The organism is Streptomyces sp. NPDC002787 (assembly GCF_053592095.1).
Genome location: NZ_JBSFVC010000006.1, coordinates 268,406 through 284,651, shown reverse-complemented (window position 1 = coordinate 284,651; position 16,246 = coordinate 268,406). Strand labels below are relative to the sequence as shown.

General features: G+C 72.7%; 14 protein-coding genes and 2 pseudogenes. 13 read left to right on the top strand and 3 right to left on the bottom strand.

All coding sequences use genetic code 11. The annotated features are described in order from the left end of the window. Positions 1-18: 18 nt before the first annotated feature. Entirely contained in the window at positions 19-1,572 is a 1,554-nt protein-coding gene (locus tag ACWD26_RS11045) for an NCS1 family nucleobase:cation symporter-1 (RefSeq protein WP_451268471.1), read from the top strand. A gap of 51 nt (positions 1,573-1,623) precedes the next feature. Here the strand turns inward: ACWD26_RS11045 and ACWD26_RS11040 are convergent, their stop codons facing one another. Further along, the gene (locus tag ACWD26_RS11040) at positions 1,624-2,295 is read right to left on the bottom strand and encodes a hypothetical protein (protein ID WP_451268582.1); all 672 of its coding nucleotides are present in this window, start codon (positions 2,293-2,295) and stop codon (positions 1,624-1,626) included. A 200-nt stretch (positions 2,296-2,495) separates the two neighbouring features. Between ACWD26_RS11040 and ACWD26_RS11035 the strand changes: the two genes are divergently transcribed. From ACWD26_RS11035 to ACWD26_RS11020, 4 genes are all read left to right on the top strand, one after another. Beyond that, on the top strand, positions 2,496-3,182 hold the full coding sequence (locus ACWD26_RS11035; protein ID WP_451268469.1) for a DUF4232 domain-containing protein: 687 nt from the start codon (positions 2,496-2,498) through the stop codon (positions 3,180-3,182). A 40-nt stretch (positions 3,183-3,222) separates the two neighbouring features. Continuing rightward, positions 3,223-4,053, top strand: coding sequence for a class I SAM-dependent methyltransferase (locus tag ACWD26_RS11030; protein ID WP_451268467.1), 831 nt, complete (start codon positions 3,223-3,225; stop codon positions 4,051-4,053). Between the two features lie 92 nt (positions 4,054-4,145). Continuing rightward, positions 4,146-6,008 (top strand): gamma-glutamyltransferase family protein, encoded by a 1,863-nt coding sequence (locus ACWD26_RS11025; protein ID WP_451268465.1) that lies wholly within the window; start codon positions 4,146-4,148, stop codon positions 6,006-6,008. A gap of 125 nt (positions 6,009-6,133) precedes the next feature. Then, positions 6,134-6,979 (top strand): inositol monophosphatase family protein, encoded by an 846-nt coding sequence (locus tag ACWD26_RS11020; RefSeq protein ID WP_451268463.1) that lies wholly within the window; start codon positions 6,134-6,136, stop codon positions 6,977-6,979. Here the strand turns inward: ACWD26_RS11020 and ACWD26_RS11015 are convergent. Then, the gene (locus ACWD26_RS11015) at positions 6,915-7,577 is read right to left on the bottom strand and encodes a hypothetical protein (protein ID WP_451268461.1); all 663 of its coding nucleotides are present in this window, start codon (positions 7,575-7,577) and stop codon (positions 6,915-6,917) included. The two genes, ACWD26_RS11020 and ACWD26_RS11015, sit on opposite strands and share 65 nt — an antisense overlap. Positions 7,578-7,710: 133 nt before the next feature. On the opposite strand from ACWD26_RS11015, the gene ACWD26_RS11010 reads away from it, so the two are divergent. The 7 genes and pseudogenes from ACWD26_RS11010 (at position 7,711) to ACWD26_RS10980 (ending at position 13,566) form a co-directional block, all read left to right on the top strand. Next, a complete protein-coding gene (locus tag ACWD26_RS11010; protein WP_451268580.1) occupies positions 7,711-9,123 on the top strand; it encodes a phytoene desaturase family protein in 1,413 nt (470 codons plus the stop codon). A 93-nt stretch (positions 9,124-9,216) separates the two neighbouring features. After that, entirely contained in the window at positions 9,217-10,290 is a 1,074-nt protein-coding gene (locus ACWD26_RS11005) for an SCO3242 family prenyltransferase (protein ID WP_451268459.1), read from the top strand. 33 nt (positions 10,291-10,323) lie between these two features. Further along, positions 10,324-11,193 (top strand): annotated as a pseudogene (locus ACWD26_RS11000) (sugar phosphate isomerase/epimerase family protein). A 19-nt stretch (positions 11,194-11,212) separates the two neighbouring features. Continuing rightward, positions 11,213-11,359: pseudogene (locus ACWD26_RS10995) on the top strand (TatD family hydrolase); the annotation flags it as partial. Between the two features lie 8 nt (positions 11,360-11,367). Beyond that, positions 11,368-11,772: a cytochrome P450 gene (locus ACWD26_RS10990; protein WP_451268457.1), complete on the top strand. Its 405-nt coding sequence runs from the start codon at positions 11,368-11,370 to the stop codon at positions 11,770-11,772. Positions 11,773-11,966: 194 nt separating this feature from the next. Continuing rightward, positions 11,967-12,476 carry an O-acetyl-ADP-ribose deacetylase gene (locus ACWD26_RS10985; RefSeq protein ID WP_451268454.1) on the top strand — a complete coding sequence of 170 codons (510 nt, stop codon included), beginning with the start codon at positions 11,967-11,969 and terminating at the stop codon, positions 12,474-12,476. Positions 12,477-12,720: 244 nt separating this feature from the next. Then, the gene (locus ACWD26_RS10980; RefSeq protein WP_451268452.1) at positions 12,721-13,566 is read left to right on the top strand and encodes a hypothetical protein; all 846 of its coding nucleotides are present in this window, start codon (positions 12,721-12,723) and stop codon (positions 13,564-13,566) included. Positions 13,567-13,655: 89 nt separating this feature from the next. Here the strand turns inward: ACWD26_RS10980 and ACWD26_RS10975 are convergent, their stop codons facing one another. Continuing rightward, complete coding sequence (locus ACWD26_RS10975; RefSeq protein WP_451268578.1) at positions 13,656-14,036, bottom strand: ArsR/SmtB family transcription factor; 381 nt, start codon at positions 14,034-14,036, stop codon at positions 13,656-13,658. Positions 14,037-14,093: 57 nt separating this feature from the next. Here ACWD26_RS10975 and ACWD26_RS10970 point away from each other — a divergent pair, with 57 nt between their 5' ends. Further along, a complete protein-coding gene (locus tag ACWD26_RS10970; RefSeq protein WP_451268450.1) occupies positions 14,094-16,088 on the top strand; it encodes a heavy metal translocating P-type ATPase in 1,995 nt (664 codons plus the stop codon). Positions 16,089-16,246 lie beyond the last annotated feature (158 nt).

The window sequence follows — 16,246 nt, the reverse complement described above, 5'->3', positions numbered from 1 at the left end:
CCCCTGATTGGCCTGCCCATGACCGAAACAGTCCCCACGGGGTCGCCGACAGCACAGTCCGCCGACGCGTCCGGCCGGATCGAGCTGGCGCCCGAGGCCTTCCCCGCCCACAGCCCCTTCGCCAACGAGGACCTGCGTCCCGTACCGGTCTCCGAGCGCAAGTGGACGACGTACAACTTCGCGGCGCTGTGGATCTCCATGGCCCACTGCATCCCCAGCTGGACCCTGGCCTCCGGCCTGGTCGCCCTCGGCATGGACTGGAAGCAGGCGGTCTTCACCATCGCCCTGGCCAACGTCATCGTGCTGCTGCCGATGCTGGCCACCGGGCACGCCGGACCCAAGTACGGCATCCCGTTCCCGGTGCTCGCCCGTGCCTCCTTCGGGCTGCGCGGCGCCAACATACCGGCGTTGATCCGCGCGGCCGTGGCCTGCGGCTGGTTCGGCATCCAGACCTGGATCGGCGGCAGCGGCATCTTCGCGCTGGGCTCCAAGCTCACCGGGGGCCAGTGGGAGAACGCGGGGAAGATCGCTGGCAACCCTTGGCCGCTGTGGCTCTGTTTCCTCCTCTTCTGGGCGCTGCAGATCGCGATCATCTACCGGGGCATGGACTTCCTGCGGCACTTCGAGAACTGGGCCGCGCCCTTCGTGATCGTCGGCGCGCTGGTGCTGCTGATCTGGATCGCGGTCAAGGCCGACGGCTTCGGCGCGTTGCTCGACCAGCCGTCCAAGCTCGGCTGGGGCGCCGACTTCTGGCCGGTCTTCTTCCCGTCGTTGATGGGAATGATCGGCTTCTGGGCCACTTTGTCCCTGAACATCCCTGACTTCACCCGCTTCGGCGCCAGTCAGAAGGCGCAGACCTGGGGCCAGTCCCTCGGCCTGCCCACCACGATGACCCTCTTCGCGGTCCTCGCCGTGCTGGTCACCTCCGGCTCCGAGGTCGTCTACGGCGAGGCCATCTGGGACCCGGTCACGCTGGCCGCCAAGGCCGACAACGTCTTCGGGCTCCTCTTCGCCCTGATCACCGTGCTGGTCGCCACCATCTCCGTGAACATCGCGGCCAACGTGGTCTCACCGGCGTACGACCTGGCGAACCTCGCCCCGAAGCTCATCAACTTCCGTACGGGAGCGCTCATCACGGGTGTCGTCGGCATCCTGATCTTCCCGTGGAAGCTGATCTCCACGCCCGAGTTCTACATCTTCACCTGGCTCGGCGTGGTCGGCGGTCTGCTCGGCACGGTCGCGGGCATCCTCATCGCCGACTACTGGATCATCCGCCGTACCGTCCTGCACCTCGCGGACCTGTACACGCCCGGCGGGCGCTACTGGTACGCGTCCGGCTGGAACTGGCGGGCCATCGTGGCCTTCGTGGTCGGCGGTGTCCTCGCGGTCGGCGGGTCGTACTCGACCGTCTCGGCGGACGGCGTGTCCTCCGGACCGTTCCCGCACGACGGACTCATCCCGTTCCTCAAGCCCCTCGCCGACTACGGCTGGGCCGTGGGCCTCGCCGCGTCGATGCTGCTGTACGTGGCGCTGATGGCGGGCGAGCGGGAAAAGGAGAGGGCCACCGTCTGACGGGCGAGGAGTGAGTGCGGTGTCGGTGGCCGTGCCGGAGTGACGTACCCCTTACCGGGCGTCCTCCAGCACGGCCACCGCCTCCTTCGCGGCCTTGATGGCGCCCTTGTTGATCTCGTCCGTGCCGGGCGCCTTCTTCGACTCGAAGTCGCTGCCGTTGTACGTGACGACCACCAGGGCGTTGGACATCCGGACGTACACCACGCCCTCGCGGGTCTGCTGCTTGTCCTCGGTGGTGAGGTTCACCACGGAGTAGGCCGCGTCACCGAGACCGGGGACGGCGCCGCCGCCACTCTTCTCCGTGGTCCGTTCCGTATAGGCGCTTTCGGCCTTGTCGTCCGATTGCTGGATCTCGTACGAGATGTCGAGCCAGCGGTAGTCGAAGCCCTTGAGCGCGTTCCAGGAGCAGGTGCGGCGTACGGACTCGTTGGTCGACGCGATCTCCTTGCCGGCCGTCTTGGCGCCCGGAACAAGGGATTTGACCGTTTTGGTCGTGACGCCGGAGCAGGGCGAGGGTGCCTCCGTGTACGTCTTGGTCGCGGCCGAGGTCGACGGCGCGGACTCGGAGGTCGAGACCGGCTTCGACGCGGTGTCCTGCGCGGAGTCCTCCCCGGCCGGGCTCGCGGACAGCGGACCGGACGACAACGCCCAGCCCGCAGTGGCGAGTACGGCGACCGGCAGCAGACGCGCGGTGAGGGCGAGCGGCAGAGGGAGATCACGCACAGCGCACTTCTCGGGGTCGAGGCGGCGGTACCGCCGGGCGGTGGGGTACGCCAGTGTCACACGACTATCTGTGGGACGAAAGTGCGAACTCGCTCTGTGTACACGTGGTGACAGGCGCTTTCGGCTCAAGGCGCGGACGCCGCCTCCGTGTCGGCGGCGGAGTCCCGGCTTCCGCGCCGAGTCCGTGTCAGGATCGGCTCGTGATCCCGATACGCGGCCGAACGGCTCCTCGCGCGCTCCTCGTCACGGCACTGGCCCTGGCCGTCGGCGGCTGCGGCCTCGCCGAGGAACTCGACCGCGAGCGCGACCCCGACCGCGCGGTGCCCTCGGCGCCGGCCTCGTCGGCGGGCGCGGACGCCCCCGAGGGGCTGCGGATCCCGGATGCGCCAGAGGCCGCGGAGTCGCCTTCGAGGTCCGTGCCGACCGGGGGCACCTCGACGACCGCCTGCCCGCCCTCCGGGGTGCGGATGCTGCCCGGCCTGGTCGAGGCGGCGATGGGGCTGCGGGCCATGAGCGTGACCCTCACGAACTGCGGTGAGAAGCCGTACACCGTCAACGGCTACCCCTCTATCCAGGTGCTCGACGAGGACGGCGAGCCCTACGACGACGTACGCGTACTCAAGGGTCCCCAGGAGATCACCACCGGGGTGCCCGACTTCGGCGCGCATCCCGTCACCCTCAGGCCCGGCGAGTCCGCCAGGACCTCGCTGGTCTGGCGCAACACGGTCACCGAGGTGGACGTCCCCGCCGTCAACGCCCCTCGCCTGCGCATCGCCCCGCTGGCGGGCCGGCCCGCCGAAGTCCTCACCCCCGAGGGCGGCCTCGACCTGGGCAACACGGGACGCCTCGGTACGACGTCGTGGGCACAGGTCGCCGACGGGTCTTAACCGGTTGCGGAGCCCGCGGGACGATCAGCACCCTGGGCGAATGGAGCGACCCCCGTACCCCACCGAGTCCCAACTCCCCTCCCTGGCCGAGGAGATCCTCGCCTACTACGAGCGCGGAGGGGAGGAAGTCCGGCTCAGACAGGGCGCCGGCCGGCTGGAGTTCTGGCGCACCCAGGACATCCTGCGGCGGCTCCTGCCCAAGGCCCCGGCGCGGGTGCTCGACGTGGGCGGGGGCACGGGGATCCACGCCGAGTGGCTGGCGGGGGACGGGTACGAGGTCGAGGTCGTCGACCCGGTGCCGACGCATGTGGAGCGGTCCGGCCGGCTGCCGGGGGTCACCGCCCGGCTCGGGGACGCCCGTGCGCTGCCCGCCGAGGACGCCGCGTACGACGTCGTGCTGTTCCTCGGCCCGCTCTACCACCTGCCCGAACGCCGGGACCGGGTGCGGGCCTTGGCCGAGGCCCGTCGGGTCGTCCGCCCGGGCGGGGTGGTGGTCGCGGCCACGATCAACCGGTTCGCCGGGCTCAACGACACCCTCATGCAAGGGAACTACTTCATCCCGGAGCGCCGCAGGCGCACCGATGAGGTCTCGGCCGACGGCCGGCACAGCTACTCGTCGGCGGACCCCCACTTCACCACCGCGTACTTCGCCGACCCGGCCGAGGTTCCGGACGAGTTCACCGAGGCGGGGCTCGCGCACGAGGGGCAGTACGGGGTCGAGGGCGTCGCCTGGCTGATGGGCGGCATCGAGGAGTGGCTGGACGAACCGGAGCGCCGGGAGGCCGTGCTCGCGGCGACCCGGCGGATCGAGTCGGAGCCTTCGCTGCTGGGGGCGAGCGGGCATGTGCTGACGGTGGGCCGACGGCCTTGAGGGGGCCTTCGGTGAGCGGTCGCCGCTGACAGGGGCTGTCCGCGCGCTGCGTACGATCATCGAACGCCCGTCGCGCAGTGAGGAGTCCACCCGTGTTCACCACTCGACCGACGCTCCAGGGGACCTTCGGAATGGTGTCCTCCACTCACTGGCTGGCCTCGCAGTCGGCGATGGCCGTCCTGGAGGACGGCGGCAACGCGTTCGACGCGGCCGTGGCGGCGGGCTTCGTCCTGCACGTCGTCGAACCGCACCTCAACGGCCCCGCAGGCGAGGTGCCGATCATCCTCGCCCCGGCGGACGGCGAGGTGCGGGTGCTGTGCGGGCAGGGCGTCGCGCCCGCCGGCGCGTCGGTCGCGCACTACCGGGGGCTCGGTCTGGACCTCGTCCCCGGTACGGGGCCGCTGGCGGCGGCCGTGCCGGGCGCGTTCGACGCCTGGATGCTCCTCCTGCGCGACCACGGCACCAAGGACCTGGCCGATGTCCTGGAGTACGCCATCGGGTACGCGGAGCACGGCCACGCGCCCGTGGAGAACGTGGGGGCTACCGTCGAGTCCGTGCGCGAGCTCTTCGAGAGGGAATGGGTCTCCTCGGCGGAGGTGTACCTGCCGGGCGGGCGGGCGCCCCGATCCGGTGAACTGTTCCGCAATCCCCCCTTGGCCGCGACCTGGCGGCGGCTGCTCGCCGAGGTCGAGGGGGCGGGGGACCGGGAGGCCCGGATCGAGGCGGCCCGCGAGGTGTGGCGCTCCGGCTTCGTCGCCGAGGCCCTCGTCCGGCAGGCAGGACGGCCCACCCTGGACACCAGCGGCGCACGCCACACAGGGACGCTCACCCTGGCCGACCTCGCCGCCTGGTCCGCGACCTACGAGACCCCGGCGACGTACGACTGGAACGGCTGGACCCTGTGCAAGGCCGGCCCCTGGAGCCAGGGCCCGGCCCTCCTCCAGCAACTCGCCCTGCTGCCGCCGGAACTGCCCGAGTACGGGTCCGCCGAGTACGTCCACCTCCTCGTCGAGGGCTGCAAGCTCGCCATGGCGGACCGGGAGGCCTGGTACGGGGACGCGGCGCCGGTGCCGCTCGCCGAACTGCTGTCCGACGAGTACAACACCGCGCGGCGGGCCCTCGTCGACGGGACGGCGTCGCACGAGCTGCGGCCGGGCAGCCCGGGCGGTCGTACCCCGCGACTGAGTGCGCACGCGCGCGTGGTGGCCACCGACGAGCCGGGCTTCAACCCCCTGGGGGCCGGCGAGCCCACCGTGGCGAAGGGACTCGGCGGAGTCGGTGAGCCGACCGTCGCGAAGAGCCCCCGGTCGCCCGTGCCGGGCGAGCCCGAGGTCGCCGCGGACGGGAACACCCGGGGCGACACCTGCCACCTCGACATCGTCGACCGCTGGGGCAACATGGTCGCGGCCACACCCAGCGGGGGCTGGCTGCAGTCCAACCCGCTCGTGCCCGAACTGGGCTTCCCGCTCGGCACCCGGCTGCAGATGGCCTGGCTGGACGAGGGACTACCCAACTCCCTCACCCCCGGGCGCAGGCCGCGCACCACGCTCACCCCGTCACTGGCGCTGCGCGACGGCGTGCCGGTCATGGCGTTCGGCACACCCGGCGGCGACCAGCAGGACCAGTGGCAGCTGCACTTCTTCCTCGCGGTCGCCCTCCGCCGGCCGGTCCGCGGCGGCCTCGACCTCCAGGGCGCGATCGACGCCCCCAACTGGCACAACGACAGCTTCCCCGGCTCCTTCTACCCACGCGGCATGCGCCCCGGCAGCGTCACCGTCGAGTCCCGTATGTCCCCGGAGGTCGTCGAGGCACTGCGCCGGCGCGGCCACGACGTCACCGTCGGCGACGCGTGGTCCGAGGGCAGGCTGTGCGCGGTCGCCCGGGACCCGGAGACCGGGGTGCTGTCCGCGGCGGCCAATCCACGGGGCATGCAGGGGTACGCGGTCGGGCGCTGAGCGCGGCGGGCGGTCGCCGCGCCGCACCACACTCCGGTCCGCCCCGCCCCGGGTATTCATGGCGATTCCATACCGAATCCACCGGGCCGGTGGGGATTGTCAGTGCCGCGTGCTGTCATGGAGGCATGATCGGAGACAACGAAACCATCGACGAGTTTCTCGCCCGGCACGCCACGGACGTCGAGGAGGCGATCCGCAAGGCCGCCGCCGCGGAGATCATGCCGCGCTTCCGGCAGCTCGCCGCGCACGAGGTCGACCAGAAGAGCGGCCCCCACGACCTGGTGACCGACGCCGACCGCAAGGCCGAGCTGTATCTCACGGACGCGCTCTCCGCGCTGCTGCCCGGATCGGTCGTGGTCGGCGAGGAGGCGGTGCACGCCAACCCGGCGTCGTACGAGGCGATCCAGGGCGAGGCGCCGGTCTGGATCGTCGACCCGGTGGACGGCACCCGGCAGTTCGTGCACGGCGAGCCGGGCTTCTGCACCCTCGTCGCCCTCGCCCAGGGCGGAGTCCTGCGCGCCTCGTGGACGTACGCGCCCGCCTTCGACCGGCTCGCCGTGGCGATCCGAGGGCAGGGAGCCACGCTCGACGGCGAGCCCCTGCGCGCCGGTGCGCCCGACCCCGGCCGTGACCTCGACATCGCCACCTCCCACCCGGACTACACGACGGAGGAGCAGAAGGAGGCCCTGCTGGGCCTCTGGGCGGACGGCGTCGCCCCGCGTGCCTGCGGTTCGGCCGGCCTGGAGTATCTCGCCGTCGCCGCGGGCCGGTTGGATGCCACGGCCTTCTCCTGGGAGGCCGCCTGGGACCACGCGGCAGGTCTCCTCCTCGTCGAGGAAGCGGGCGGCGCCCATCTGACCCTCACCGGCGAGCCCTTCCGCATAACCGGTGGCAACACGCTGCCGTTCACCGCGGCCCGGGACGCGGCCACGGCTCGCCGGGTGGTGGAGTTGCTGTCGGGCGGAGTCTGACCTGGAGGCCGGTGTGGAACCGTATCGAGGTCACCTCGAACTCGGTCACGGTGCCGACCGGCGGCCAGTCCTCCGTCTGTCGGGGCAGGTGCAGCACGTCCACGAACGCGACCAGGGGCGGCAGCCCGATGTCCACGAGCAGACCGGTCAGCCCCGGCCCCCACGGCAGCGCGGACACCGTTCCGGTGAGCCGCGTGCCCTCGGGGAGCGGGCCGGTGTCGTAGCGCGTGAAATGCCGGTCCCGTACGGCGACGCGCCACGCCCGCTCGAACTGCGCCTCCGTGACGGGCACCGCGTCGGGCGGTTCCCCGACCGGGTCTTCGTCGAGGACGCCGTACACGGCCTCGTGGAGCTGAGCGCCGATCAGCCCGAACCGCTCACGGATGAGGGCCAGTTGGTCTTGTTCGGCGGCGACCGCCGCCCCGCCGGGCATTCCCTCGAAGGTGTCGGGGGCGCGCTGTCCAAGCACCTCCGGCACCGGCGGTATCTCCCGTGCGCCCTCGAAGACCACCTGCCGCAGCGCTCGCCCGTCGCGCCCGACCTCGAACCAGTACCAGGTGTCCTCGTCTGGATCGGTGAATCGGAAACGGCGTTTCATTCGGGGGAGCGTACCCTTGCCCGGGCCTGTCAGTGGCCCAGGCATATCCTGAGCGCAGGTCTGGCGTCGGGCGGGGATCCGGCGGCGGAGCTTGGTGGCCATCGGCTGACGAAGGGGTCCGGACGTGCCGTCGATGCTCGACGCGGTGGTGGTGGGGGCGGGGCCGAACGGCCTGACGGCTGCCGTGGAGCTGGCCCGGCGCGGGTTCTCCGTGGCCGTGTTCGAGGCGAAGGACACCGTGGGAGGGGGCGCCCGCACGGCGGAGCTGACCCTGCCCGGTTTCCACCACGACCCGTGCTCGGCTGCGCACCCGCTCGGGATCAACTCGCCCGCGTTCAGGGCGATGCCGCTCCACCGGCACGGCCTGGAGTGGCTGCACGCCGAGCTGCCCATGGCACACCCCTTCCTCGACGGCTCGGCGGCCGTGCTGTCCCGCTCGGTGGGGGAGACGGCCGCCTCGTTCGGGCCGCGTGACGCGGGGGCGTACCGCAGGCTGGTCGAGCCGTTCCTGCCCAAGTGGGAAACGCTCGCACGGGACTTCATGTCGCTGCCGCTGTCATCGCTGCCCCGCGACCCGGTCACCCTCGCCCGTTTCGGTCTCGTGGGGCTGCCGCCCTCGACCTGGCTGATGCGCCGCTTCAAGGACGAGCGGGCCAAGGCGTTGTTCGCCGGGCTCGTCGCCCATGTCATCGCCCCGCTCGGCGGCATCGCCACCGGCGCCGTCGGCCTGGTCTTCGCGCTGGCCGCGCACGCCGCCGGCTGGCCTGTCGCCCGGGGCGGCTCGCAGGCCATCTCCGACGCGCTCACCGCCTATCTCAAGGACCTCGGCGGCACCGTCCACACCGACTACGAGGTCAAGCGACTCGACGACCTGCCGCCCGCCCGCGCGTACGTCTTCGACACCTCGCCCACCGCGCTGGCCCGCATCGCGGGCTTCGGCAGCCACTACGACTCGTACCGCTACGGCGCGAGCGTCTTCAAGCTCGACTACGCGCTGGACGGCCCCGTGCCGTGGACCGCCGAGGAGGCGCGCAGGGCCGGCACCGTCCAGGTGGGGGCGAGCAAGGCGGAGATCGGCGCGGCGCTCGACGCCGCCTCCCGGCACGGGCGGGCGCCCGACGCGCCGTTCCTGATCACCGTGCAGCCCAGTGTCGTCGACCCCGGCCGCGCCCCCGAGGGCAAGCACGTCTTCTGGGCGTACGGCCATGTCCCGAACGGCTGGACGGGAGACCTGACGGACGCCGTCGAGCGTCAACTGGAGCGTTTCGCCCCGGGATTCCGTGACCGTGTCCTCGCCCGTGCCACCGCCGGCCCGCCTGAACTCGCCGCGCACAACGCGAACTACGTGGGCGGCGACATCGCCTGCGGCGCCGCCTCCGGTCTGCAACTGCTGCTCCGCCCCAAGCTCTCGCTCTTCCCGTACCGCACGCCGCATCCGGCCGTCTTCATCTGCTCGTCGGCGACCCCGCCGGGCCCCGGCGTGCACGGCATGTCGGGACACAACGCGGCCAAGGCGGTGTGGCGGAGGCTCCGGCAGGAACTCTGAGGGGTCATCGGCATGCGAACAAAGTCACAGATCGACAAAGGTCTTCACGCTTTCTCCGTGTGAATGTTCAAGTCGCGTGGGTAAGTTGCCGCCATGGAAGATCGGAGAGCGGTACGGCGCTCCGGGCCGCGGCCTGCCGTGGGCCTCGCCGACCTGGCGCAACTCGTCCGCGCACCGGCCGCCTTGAGCGTTCCGGGTGACGTCCTCGCGGGCGCCGCCGCAGCCGGACACCCGCTGGGCGTGCGGACGGTCGGTGTGATGGGCTCGTCGGTCTGCCTCTACTGGGCCGGCATGGCCCTCAACGACTACGCCGACGCCACGATCGACGCGGTCGAGCGCCCCGAGCGTCCGGTGCCGTCGGGGCGGGTCCCACGTCGCACCGCCCTCGCCGTCGCGGGCGCCCTGACCGCCGGAGGCCTCGCCCTCGCCGCCGCCTCCGGAGGCCGCCGCAGCCTTCTGGGAGCGCTCCCGTTGGCCGGCGCGGTCTGGGCGTACGACCTGAAGCTCAAGGCCACACCGGCCGGCCCGGCCGCCATGGCCGCCGCGCGCTCCCTCGACGTTCTCGCGGGCGCCCTGGCCGCCGGGCGCGGGCCGGACCGTACGACCGGCACGGGCACCGCCCTGCGGCGCGGCGCCGTCCCCGCCGCGCTGGTCGGCGCCCACACCTACACCCTGACCGCCCTCAGCCGCCACGAGATCTCGGGCGCCCCCGCCCGGCTGCCGGCCGTGACCCTCGCCGCGTCCACGGCCACCGCCCTCGCCACGGCCCTCCCGGCCGTCCGCACGGCCGCCGCGATCCTTCGTTCGCCCGGGACCGCCAGGGTCGCCGTGCCCCTGCGCTCGGCCGGGACGGCCAGGGCCGGCGTGCCCCTGCGCTCGGCCGCGACCGCCGTGGCCGCCCCCGTCGCGCGAGCGACCGTGACCCGGGCCGCCGTGGTCACCGCCGGGGCCCTCGCCTACCTCGGCAGCTACGGCGCGGCCCAGGCCCGTGCCGTGCGGGAACCCTCGGGCGAGAACGTACGGCGGGCCGTCGGGGCCGGGATCCTCGGGCTGATGCCGCTGCAGGCGGCGCTGACCGCACGGAGCGGGGCCACGGCCGCGGCGGCGGCCCTGGGCGTCGTACACCCCCTCGCGCGGCGGCTCGCCCGGCGCATATCCCCCACCTGAACCAGCTCGGACCTCCGCAGGAGGAAAGCCGGAATGACCCCACCCCCCGCCACCCCCCTCAGATTCGGCTACGGCACCAACGGCTTCACCAACCACCGGCTCGGCGACGTCCTCGCGGTCCTCGCCGACCTCGGCTACGACGGCGTCGCGCTCACCCTCGACCACGGGCACCTCGACCCGTACGCGGCCGACCTGCCCCGGCAGGTGGCCGCGGTCGCCCGGGACCTGGCCCGGCACGGGCTCGACGTGACGGTCGAGACCGGCGCGCCCTTCCTCCTCGACCCCTGGGGCAAGCACCACCCGACCCTCATGTCGGACGGGGCCGAACGAAGAATCGACCTGCTGCGGCGGGCCGTACGCGTCGCCGCCGACCTCGGCTCGCCCACCGTCCATCTCTGCAGCGGCCCCGCCCCGGACGGCGGCCTGCCGGAGCGGGACGCGTGGAAGCGGCTCGCGGCGGGCGTGGAGAGCGTGCTGGAGACGGCGGGGTAGTGCGGCGTCTCGCTGGCCTTCGAGCCGGAGCCGTACATGTTCGTCGACACCGTGGAGCGGTGTCTGGAGCTGGCCGAACTGGTCGGCGGGCACGAACTGTTCGGGATCACCCTCGACATCGGGCACGCGCACTGCGTGGAGGACCGGACCGTGCTGGAGTGTGTCCGCCTCGCCGCTCCACGACTGCTCAACGTGCAGATCGAGGACATGCGGCGGGGCGTCCACCAGCACCTCGAATTCGGTGCCGGGGAGATCGACTTCCCGCCCGTGCTCGCCGCCCTCCGGGACCTCGACCACCGCGGGCTGGTCTCCGTGGAGATCCAGGGCGGCTGCCTCGACGCCCCCGAAGTCGCCCGCCGCTCACTGGACTTCCTCCGCGCGGCGACCGCATCAACCACCCTGGCGGCCTGATCCGAGGAAGAGCCTGCCCGTGCGCATCTTCGATCCGCACATCCACATGACCTCCCGCACGACCGACGACTACGAGGCGACGTACGCGGCCGGGGTGCGCGCCGTCGTCGAGCCGGCCTTCTGGCTGGGCCAGCCCCGCACCTCGCCCGAGAGCTTCTACGACTACTTGCCGTCGTGGACCTGCTGCGCCACCCCGATCAGCTCGCGGCCCTGCGCGCGGACCCGGCTCTGTGGCCCGGGGCGATCGAGGAGTTGCTGCGTCATCTCACCGTGGCGCACACCGGGCTGCGGCGGATCGCCACCGAGGACGCGGAGGTCTCCGGCGTTTTTATCCGCGCGGGTGAGGGGGGCGTCGTGGCCATGCAGGCCGCCAACCGCGTCCCGTCCGTCTTCGCCGACCCCGACGCGCTGGCCGTCCGCCGCGACACCACCGGGCATCTGACCTTCGGCCACGGGCCGCACCAGTGCATCGGCCAGTCCCTGGCCCGTCCCGAGCTCCAGATCGGTCTGCCCGCCCTCCTGACCGGCTTCCGGATCTGCGTCTCACCGTCCCACCGGAGAGCTTGGCCATCACCCTGAGCACGGTCCACGGGGTACGGACGCTGCCGGACGGCTGGTAGGGCGAGGCGGCTTCCCAGACGGGGAGGGGGCCGACAGCTGGGGGTCGAGGCTGCCGGCCCTGTCCGCGGTCGCAGCCGCCATCGCCTCACAACGAGGTCCGAGGCCTGATGATCCGGGGTCTGTCACGCCCGCCGACTGGTATAGAGGCGGGCATGACAACCATCACCCTCGTCCAGGGGGACATCACCCAGCAGTCCGTCGACGCCATCGTCAACGCCGCGAACTCCTCCCTCCTCGGCGGGGGAGGAGTGGACGGCGCGATCCACCGGCGCGGCGGCCCCGCGATCCTGGCCGATTGCCGCAACCTCCGCGCCTCCCACTACGGCAAGGGACTGCCCACGGGACAGGCCGTCGCCACGACCGCCGGCGACCTGGACGCGCGCTGGGTGATCCACACGGTCGGCCCGGTCCACAGCCAGAGCCTGGACCGTTCCGCCCTCCTCGCCTCCTGCTACCGCGAATCCCTGCGCGTGGCCGACGAGCTGGGCGCCCGCACGGTCGCCTTCCCCGCCGTCTCCGCCGGCATCTACGGCTGGCCGATGGACGACGCCGCGAGGATCGCCGTGGAAACCGTCCGCGCCACCGAGACGTCGGTCGAGGAGGTCAGGTTCGTCCTCTTCGACGAGCGGGCCTACGAGGCGTTCGCCGCCCAGGTCGGTTGAGATCGGCACGTCCTCACGGGGAACGATAAAAGGCCCGGCGTGTCACCCGAGCGCACTCCGACGGACGAGTGGCCGAGGCTTGCTCGAACGGCCTTGTACGGGGCGGGCCGTCGGGTGGAACAGCCTGGTCAGCGTTGTCGGCGTGGAGGGCCGGCGGGTCCGGCGCCGGGCCTGTGATCGGTTGCGGTGGGCCGTGGCGCCTCCCACGGTGAGCGCAAGGACAGCTGCTTCGAAAGGAACGTGCATGCGCGCCCTCGTCTCCCGTGGTCTCCTCCTGCCACCCCTGCTCTGCGGGGCCCTGGTCTTCGGGCCGGTCGGCACCGCCACCGCGGCTGTCGACGCGGGCCGAACCGCCTCGGACCACACCGCCACGCGGCTCGCCGCGGCCCCCGACCCCGATCTCGACGCCTTCTTCGACGCGCTGGAGGCGGATCTCGACGCGCTGGAGGCGGACCTCGACGCGCTGGAGGCGGAGTACGAGGCCGACACCGACGCGCTCGTCGCGAAGGAGGAAGCCGAAGCCGACGCACTCCTCGCGAAGCTCGACCTCGACCTCGACGCCCTGCTGGCGGACACGGACACGGACACGGACACCGCCACGGACACCGCCACGGACACGGACACCGCCACGGACACGGACACCGCCGCGACCGACGCGGACGTGCTGCTCTCCCAGCTGGCCCTGCTCGACCGGATGGATCAGGAAGACGTACTCGCCCCGCTGCTGGACGAGTTGACCGCCATCGCCAAGCTGGAGGCCGATCAGCTCGACGCGGCCGAGGCCGCCCGGCACGTCGAGGCCCTCAAGACGGCCAACACCACCGTCAAGGAACGGCTGCGGAAGCTGGAGGCGGCGGCCCCGGCCACCTCCGACCGCCCCGCCGCCGCGGCCGACCCGGTCACCGACCTGTCGGCCGCGCTGCAGTCCGCGGTCGACGCCCTGGTCAAGGCGCTGACCTCCCTCGACCTGGGCGCCGTACTGGGCGCGGTCACCGGCCTGCTCGCCCCGGTCCTCGGAGTCGTCACCGGCCTCCTGCAGCCGGTGCCCGGCCTGGTCGGCGGTCCGGTGCCCGCGCTTCCCGCGGCGTGACCTCCGCCCCGGCCCCCGGTTACGGCCGGGGGCTTCGGCCTGCCCCGGTGACTTGATCGCCCTCCGGATCTCAGCCGACGCCCTGGGCCTCAGTCGCCGTCCGGCGCGTCGCTGAGTCCCAGCCTCAAGTGCTCCACGTGGTACACGGCCTGGTCCAGCAGCTCGGCGACATGGTGATCGTGCAGCGCGTACACCACCGAACGGCCCCGCCGCTCGCCCACGACCAGACCGAGATTGCGCAGCAGGCGCAGCTGGTGGGAGCAGGCGGACTGTTCCATCCCGACCTCGGCCGCCAACTCGGTCGCCGGGAGCGGGCCTTCGCGCAGCCGGGCCAGGATCAGCAGGCGGGACGGGGTGGACAGGGCCTGGAGGGTGGTGGCCACCTTGGCCACGTTGGCCGCGTCCAGGCGCACGCGAGCGGCGGCCTCCTGCGTGGCGTCCTGCGCTGCGGTGACGGCTCCATGACCCATGGCGAGTATCTTACTCATCGCTCATGAAGGCATGAATGAGTCTTCATGTGTTCCTGTATGGTGGGTCGGGTGTCTGCCACCCTCATGCCCTCACCTGTCCGTCGTACTTCCGAGCCGGCGGCCCCCCGCCGCCGTACCCGCGTCCTCGCCCTGCCCGAGGCCCGCTGGGCGCTGGCCTCGACCGTCGCCTTCCTGCTGGCGTTCCCGCTGGACCTGGCCGGCGCCTCCGCCTGGCTGTACGGCCCGCTGTACGTGATCGCGTACGCGGCCGGCGGCTGGGAGCCCGCCCTCGAAGGGCTGCGGGCGCTGCGCGAGAAGAGCCTGGACGTCGACCTGCTGATGATCGTCGCGGCGCTCGGCGCCGCCGCCATCGGCCAGGTCCTCGACGGCGGTCTGCTGATCGTCATCTTCGCCACCTCCGGCGCCCTGGAGGCCCTGGCCACGGCCCGGACCGCGGACTCCGTACGGGGACTGCTCGACCTCGCGCCCACCACGGCCACCCGGCTGTCGGCGGACGGCGCCACCGAGGAGACCGTACCGACGGACCAGCTGGCCGTCGGCGACGTGGTGCTGGTCCGCCCCGGTGAGCGCATCGGCGCCGACGGGCAGGTCCTGGAGGGGGAGAGCGAGGCCGACCAGGCCACCATCACCGGTGAACCGCTGCCCGTCGCCAAGGCCCCGGGCGACGAGGTCTTCGCGGGCACCCTCAACGGCACGGGCGCGCTGCGCGTCCGCGTCGAACGGGACCCGGCCGACTCCGTGATCGCCCGCATCGTGAGCCTCGTCGAGGAGGCGTCCCGGACCAAGGCGCCGACCCAGCTGTTCATCGAGAAGGTCGAACAGCGGTACTCCGTCGGGGTCGTCGTCGCCACCCTCGCCGTCTTCGGTATTCCGCTCGCCTTCGGCGAGGACCTCACGGAGGCCCTGCTCCGGGCCATGACCTTCATGATCGTCGCCTCGCCCTGCGCGGTCGTCCTCGCCACCATGCCGCCGCTGCTCTCCGCCATCGCCAATGCCGGCCGCCACGGTGTCCTCGTCAAGTCGGCCGTCGCGATGGAACGGCTGGGCGAGATCGATGTCGCCGCCCTCGACAAGACCGGCACGCTCACGGAGGGCACGCCCGAGGTCACGGCCGTACGACCGCTGCCGGGCTCCGGGCTCGACGAGGACGGCTTGCTGGCGCTCGCCGCGGCCGCCGAGCACCCGAGCGAGCACCCGCTGGCCCGGGCCGTCGTGGCAGCCGCCGGGGCGCGGGGGCTGGGCGTGGCCGCCGCCGAGGACTTCGTGGCCATGCCCGGGCGGGGAGTGCGGGCGACCGTGGAGGGGCGTGTGGTGACCGTGGGGCGGCCGGAGGAGTACGGGGAGGGATTCGACGGGGAGGTTGCCGGCGCCGGGGCCTCTGACGGTGAGGTCTTGGGCGGTGGTGTCCCCGGCGGGACGACCGTTCTCGTCGCACGGGACGGGGTCGCCGTCGGCACGCTCACGCTGGCCGACCGCTTGCGTCACGACGCGCCCGGGGCGGTGGCCGCGCTCACCGCGGTGACCGGCGCGTCTCCGGTGCTGCTGACCGGGGACAACGCGACTGCCGCCGCGCGGGTGGCCGCGGACACGGGGATCACCGATGTGCGGGCGGGGCTGTTGCCGGAGGGCAAGGTGGAGGCCGTACGGGAGCTGCAGGACACGGGCCGGAAGGTGCTCTTCGTCGGGGACGGGGTGAATGACGCGCCCGCGCTCGCCGCCGCGCACTCCGGCGTGGCCATGGGACGGGCCGGGTCCGATCTCGCGTTGGAGACGGCGGACGCGGTGGTGGTGCGCGACGAACTCGTCGCGATTCCGGCGGTGGTGCGGTTGTCGCGGGCGGCTCGGCGCCTGGTGGTGCAGAACCTGGTGATCGCCGGGGTGTGCATCGCCGTGCTGGTGGTCTGGGATCTGGTGGGGCATCTGCCGTTGCCGCTCGGGGTGGCCGGGCATGAGGGGTCCACGGTGTTGGTGGGGCTCAACGGGCTGCGGTTGCTGCGGGAGTCCGCGTGGCTTCGGGCCGCGCGCGCCTGAGGGAGAGGGGGCGACGGTGGTGAGGCGGCTGCGGGTGCGTTGTGGCTGGTCGCGCAGTTCCACGCACCCCTGAGGCGACCGGGGCGTCCGGCGGTCCAGGTCATCCCATGCTGATGTCGGATTTCCGCCAGCCCTCTCCTCTCCTCCTCCCCGATGCT